Source organism: Sulfitobacter sp. EhC04 (genome assembly GCF_001650875.1).
Lineage (GTDB): Bacteria > Pseudomonadota > Alphaproteobacteria > Rhodobacterales > Rhodobacteraceae > Sulfitobacter.
Map to the genome: position 1 here is coordinate 1 of NZ_LXYI01000064.1, position 5,680 is coordinate 5,680.

Consider the following 5,680-nt stretch of genomic DNA (forward strand, 5'->3'; position numbering starts at 1 on the left):
GCCTAAACGAGCACTTGGGGCGGCACTAAAGCGTGACAGGTCCAGATTCAAGGTTGCAACGAAGGAGTGCAACTTTGAGCCAACATGGTTTGACCGACGTTCAATGGACCGGCATCGAACCCTACTGCCTTGGAACAAAGTGCGACCCCGGCCAGACAGGGGGAGATACGCGCTTGTATTTGGAGGCGGTCCTTTGAATTGTGAGAAATTCAACTTCACCTCAGCGGCTTGGATCGCTTGAAAAGAGAACCACTCTTCCATGCGCGTCCCTAGCCGCTGATATTTCGGTGGATTTGCGCCAGTGGATTAAGGTTGGTGGCTCCTGAACCCAAGCCAACCGGCCACCAAAGCCTCTGCATCCGTGCCCCCAAAACTGACGGATGTGGGGGTGACAAAGGCCGGTGTGCCAAGGATTTGCAGATCGACTGCAATATCTCGATTGGTGCTGATACGCTCTGACACAGCATCGCTTTTCATCTCAGCACGTACCGCGGGCCAATCCAAACCATGTTCCAGCGCAATCTTTTCGAAAGTTGACTCCTGTAAAGGGCCTTTCAACGTCCACAATGCCTCATGCACACTGCGATATTTCGCGGGGCTGCCGACATTCTTCGCCGCCAGTGCAAAGCGCGCACCACGCTCAGATCCGGGTGACAGTATGGGCAGATGCCGCATTTCGACCCGGATTGTAGGGTGATCTTTCAAAGCGGCCTGCAATTTTGGATGCAACGCTTTGCAAGGCGCACAGCGGTAATCGAAAAACTCAATGACAGTATGTGGTGCCGCATCGGGGCCGATGCCCAGAATTGGTGTCTGCTCAAACATGTCCGCATGCTTGGTGATTTGCGCGGTCTGCGCAGCACGCCTCTCTCGCTCTGACAACGTCTTCATCGCTTCAAGGACAATCTCAGGGTGTGCAAGAAGGTAGCTCCGCAGCCGTTCTTCGAATTGCTTATCTGTCATGTCAGCCGCGACCGGTTGACAAGAAAACATCAAAACACTTGCACAAAGTGCAATAACCGTTTGGCGCAATTCAGGTCGCCGAACGGCACTTTTGCCCACGCGTTTCAACTGCATCTTTTCACTTCTTTCCAAGACCTGCCCTTTGGGCTTGATCACCACACCCATGATCCCAAGTTAGGGGATTCGCTGCGCCGTGCCCCAAGTCATCGACAGCGCTGGTCTTCTATTTCAACGCGCGGCGTAATTCGCAGCACCGGAAACCTCCTGTGTCATTTAATTGAGCAAAACGATGACACTACAGCACCGGTTACACAAATTTACAGAAGGATTGGAGTGCCCCTATCCCGACAACGCCGCCTATATCCTGCGCAACGGGGCCGCATCGTTGCGCGGGCTGAACGCGCTGGACAGGATTGGCACGGAGGGGGCCCTGGCGGCCCTGTCGCGCAAGGAGAACATGAGATGACAATGGTCAACGCCTACGACAGCAGCCGGTCAGCTGGGCTCGACACCGAGGATGCCGCGCTGATCGCGCGCCGCGAAAAGGTCATGGGCCCGGCATACCGCCTGTTCTACCAGGAGCCGCTTCATCTGGTGCGGGGCGAGGGCGTGTGGCTGTGGGACAAGTCAGGCAAGCGGTATCTCGACTGCTACAACAACGTCGCCTCCGTCGGGCATTGTCATCCGAAAGTGGTGGAGGCTGTTACGGCGCAGATGAGCACGCTGAATACCCACACCCGCTATCTGCACGACGGGGTGGTGGCCTATGCCGAACGGCTGCTGGCGACGATGCCCGACGCGCTGGGGCATGTGATGTTCACCTGCACCGGGTCCGAGGCGAACGATCTGGCGCTGCGCATCACCCGGTTACATCTGCGGCGGCAAGGGGTGATCGTGACCAAACTGGCCTACCACGGTCTGACCGAAGCGGTGTCGGAGCTGTCGCCGTCCCTGGGTGATTTTGTCCAAAGAGGTGACCGGGTGCGGCTGATCCCGGCCCCGAACGCGCTGTCAGTGCCGCCTGCGGAACAGGGTGCGCGGCTGGCGACGGATCTCGCTGGGGCCATCGCGGCGATGCGGCGCGACGGGATCGAACCGGCGGCCTTCATCGTCGATACCGTGTTTTCCAGCGACGGGCTTTATCCCGATCCTGCGGGCTTCCTGAAACCCGCGGTGGATCTGATCCGCGCAGAGGGCGGCATCTTCATCGCCGACGAGGTGCAGCCGGGGTTCGGTCGCACGGGCGAGGCGTTCTGGGGCTTCGGGCGGCACGGGCTGGTGCCGGACATGGTGACCATGGGCAAGCCGATGGGCAACGGATTTCCGCTGTCCGGTGTCGCCATGCGGCCCGGTCAGGTGGCAGAGTTCGGCAGCAAGGCGCGCTATTTCAACACCTTCGGCGGCAATCCGGTCGCCGCCGCCGCTGGCATGGCGGTGCTGGACGTGATCGAAGGCGAAGGGCTGCAGGACAACGCGCTTCGGATCGGTGCCTTCCTGAAGGACGGTCTGCGCGACATTGCGGGACAGGTGCCGGGAATCGTCGATGTCCGGGGTGCCGGTTTGTTCCTGGCCGTTGAGATCGAGAAAGACGGCGCGCCGGATGCCGTCCGCACGGCCTTTGTCGTCAACCACCTGCGGCAAAACGGTGTGCTGATCAGCGCGACGGGGCCGGGGGCAAATGTCCTCAAGATCCGCCCGCCGCTGGTGCTGCAAAGGGCGGAGGCGCAGATGTTCCTCGACGCCGTCGCCGCTGCCTTTGCAGCAAGCGCTTGACACGGCAACCATGAAGGAGAATTCAATATCGAAGCCACAGGCAAATGCAGTTCCGCTGGTCGACGATGACCGGGGGTTCTGTCGCAAAGTTTGTCAAATTGCAGATTCAAAGCTGACGCTGGTCAAAGTTATCCAGCAAGTGTCGCAAATTGCTGGAATGCGGATTGTCGTGACTTTCCGAATTTGTCGATGGCTCGATAATAGGAGGCCCACTTGCCTTTGACCTTGATGTAAGTCTCGTCCATCCTTCAGGAAACGGCTGTCGGTCGCTTCCTCGCTTCGGCGTTTGCGGCAATCAACGGGGCATATTTCACGACCCACCGGTTCAAGTTCGCATGGTCGACTTCGAAATCTCGTTCCGCCACGACCTCCTCCAAATCGCGATAGGAAACCGCATATCGGACATAGAAAAACACCGCATACAGGATGACGTTTTTCGGATACTGGCTACCTTTGAAGTCAATCGCCACGTTCCGATACCCACCCTCCAATTCAAAGGTCGGCGTCTATCACGGCTTGGTAAGCAGGCCCGTATTCCGAAAGTTTGCGACAAAACCCGGGAGGCTGTTCTGGGGTCAGAACAGGTCAGGTCGCGTCGGGCGTTCGGCCCAGTAGACGCGTGCGGCGGTTTCAAGCTCGGACAGGCGGTCGTTCGAGGCGGGTGGCAGGCCGTTGTCCTGCGCCATCCGGTCGAGGATGCGCCGAGTCATTGGGCCAATCGCGCCGTCGATCGGCATCGTCGCACCCAGTTCCACCAGCAGCGTCTGCGTGGCCAGTGCCAGTTCCTTTGGCGGCTGGTTGGCAAGCAGAGCGGCAGCGGCCTCGGAGGCTTTTGAGTTCGACAGATGCCGCGCCTTGGCCAGACGGATCAGGGCGGACGTGCGGGTCTGGCCCTGTACGGCACTGTTCAGGATAAGCTCGGCGGCATTGACGCCACCCCATCCGTCGCCACGGGCAAGGCCCTGATCGTACCACTCCACCGCCTGTTGCGGACCCTGGTCCGGCACCTGACCGTTGACGATCATCCGACCCAGTGCGGCGGGGCCGATGGGATGCCCGCCGTCTGCGGCTTTCACGAACCAGTCATAGGCGGAGGCGAGGTCGATTCCGTCTTCGGTCAACCCGTTTTGCGCCACGAAACCAAGGTTGAAATATCCATAGATGTCGTTTCGCGCGGCGGAGGCGCGCAGATAGCGCATGCCCCGTTCGGGCAGGAAGTGATTGGTGTCGGGCGTCAGGAAGTAGATGCCCAGTTCGTTCATTGAATAGGTGTGGCCAAGTTCTGCCGCGCGGTCGAGCAGTTCGAACCCCTCCTGCCGCCCCTGATCGGTGTCGCTGTTGCGCAGCAGGTGCAGGCCTTTGGAGTGCATCGCATAGGGATCACCCGCCGCGATGCCCTGATCGTAGAGCGCCATTGCGCGGATCGGATCGGCGGCGATGTCCGCTGCTGCGCGGTCGATCTTGTCGGTGATCAGCAACCGCGCGGTGCCGTTCAGCGCCCGGATGTGACCGGCGTCAGCCGCGGCGGAAAAGTTGTCGAAGCTGGCCTTGAAAAGGCCGGCGGCCTGTTCGGCACGGCCCAGCTGATAGCGGAAACGGGGCGTATCGGGATTCTGCGAGACTGCCGCGCGGCAGTCGGCCAGCGCGGGAGCGATTTCGATCTCGTTCGGAAGCCGGTAAAAGCCGACGCCGCCAGGGTCCAGCGCGTCACCCGCCGCCAGATCGCAACCATTGACCTCCATGTCCAGCGTGACTGTCACGGGGGCGGGGCCATCGGGCAGGTCGAAGGTGACGGTGAAACTGTCGGAAAGATTGAGCTGGCGCGTGGTCGCGGGCCGTTCGCTTAGCCGGGGCCGATAGATCACGCCATTGTCCACGACGCTCAGGGTGCCGTCGGACGGGGGTGTCGTGACGGCGAAATCCAGAGCCTCGGTCAGCTTCAGCGCCCGTGTGAGCGCGGCTGTCAGCGGTACGTCGCGATCATATGTCGCCGTGATCGTCACCGCGGCGGGCAGGGTAGCCGGTTCTGATGCTGTCCGGGTTTCACTGCTGGCACCTTCCTGCGCCGGATCAGTCTCGGCAAGGAGCACCGGCGGCGTCGGGGCGCCCTGCTTGCGCAACCGGAACGGTTGCACCAGCGTAGAGCTTTCCCATGGCACTTGTTTGCCCTTGGTCGACTTGTAGACGTTTTCGCGTACGCGGGCAAAGACCGACAGGATGTCGTCATCGGGATAGGCATCGACCGCCGCCAGAATCGCCGCGGTATAGGGGCTGTTTTCACCGCCCTGACCGTCGAAGGCGACCATGCCGGGAGCGGTTGAAAAGGCCACAAGCGAATTCAAAGGGGTCTGGAAGGCGTCGAAACCGCTGCGGGTTTCGAACAGGCTGGCGTCCAGATTTCCCGCCATCATCTTATCGGGAAACGGATTGTCGCGGCAGGCGTCGATGATCGCCACATGCACCTCGCCCCGCGCGGACAGCACTTCGATCGCCCGGTCGAGTGTCACGCTCTCCACCGGGAGATCATAGATGCTGTCGAAGGCCACATCGACGGGCAGCAGATAGTTCCGGCGTCCGATCTGAAGGCCGTGACCGGCATAGAAAAACACGATTTCCGCCCCGTCGGAGACATTCAGGATCGAGGTGCGCAGCAGATCCTCGAACCCGCGACGGTCGATGTCATAAGCGTCAAAGACCGTGAATCCTTCGGTCCGCAACAGGTCTGCCATGCGTTCTGCATCGTGTCGCGCGTTGCCCAGATCGGGGATTTCGGCGTAGTCCTGATTGCCGATCACCACGGCAAGGCGCGCAGGGTTCGGGGCAGCCTGTGACAGGGCGACGGTTGACATCAATGTGCCCAATGCAAGCCCCGTCAACAGATGGCGCAGACCTGTGTCCAGTGCGGGGGCGATGGGCATCACCCGCCCCAACCACCGGCACCGCC

4 protein-coding genes and 1 pseudogene are annotated in these 5,680 nt (G+C 60.8%); 2 read left to right on the plus strand and 3 right to left on the minus strand.

The window, feature by feature from the left end:
* Window positions 1–306: 306 nt before the first annotated feature.
* Entirely contained in the window at window positions 307–1,128 is an 822-nt protein-coding gene (locus A8B82_RS20470) for a DsbA family protein (protein WP_067296752.1), read from the minus strand.
* A 124-nt stretch (window positions 1,129–1,252) separates the two neighbouring features.
* Between A8B82_RS20470 and A8B82_RS24055 the strand changes: the two genes are divergently transcribed.
* The gene (locus A8B82_RS24055; RefSeq protein WP_201120862.1) at window positions 1,253–1,429 is read left to right on the plus strand and encodes a hypothetical protein; all 177 of its coding nucleotides are present in this window, start codon (window positions 1,253–1,255) and stop codon (window positions 1,427–1,429) included.
* A complete protein-coding gene (locus A8B82_RS20475; RefSeq protein WP_067296755.1) occupies window positions 1,426–2,736 on the plus strand; it encodes an aspartate aminotransferase family protein in 1,311 nt (436 codons plus the stop codon). The genes A8B82_RS24055 and A8B82_RS20475 overlap by 4 nt, the downstream gene beginning before the upstream one ends.
* A 170-nt stretch (window positions 2,737–2,906) precedes the next feature.
* Here A8B82_RS20475 and A8B82_RS20480 read toward each other — a convergent pair.
* Window positions 2,907–3,206: pseudogene (locus A8B82_RS20480) on the minus strand (DDE-type integrase/transposase/recombinase); the annotation flags it as partial.
* A 105-nt stretch (window positions 3,207–3,311) separates the two neighbouring features.
* A partial coding sequence (locus A8B82_RS20485) for a caspase family protein (protein WP_235604755.1) occupies window positions 3,312–5,680 on the minus strand: 2,369 nt, incomplete at its 5' end.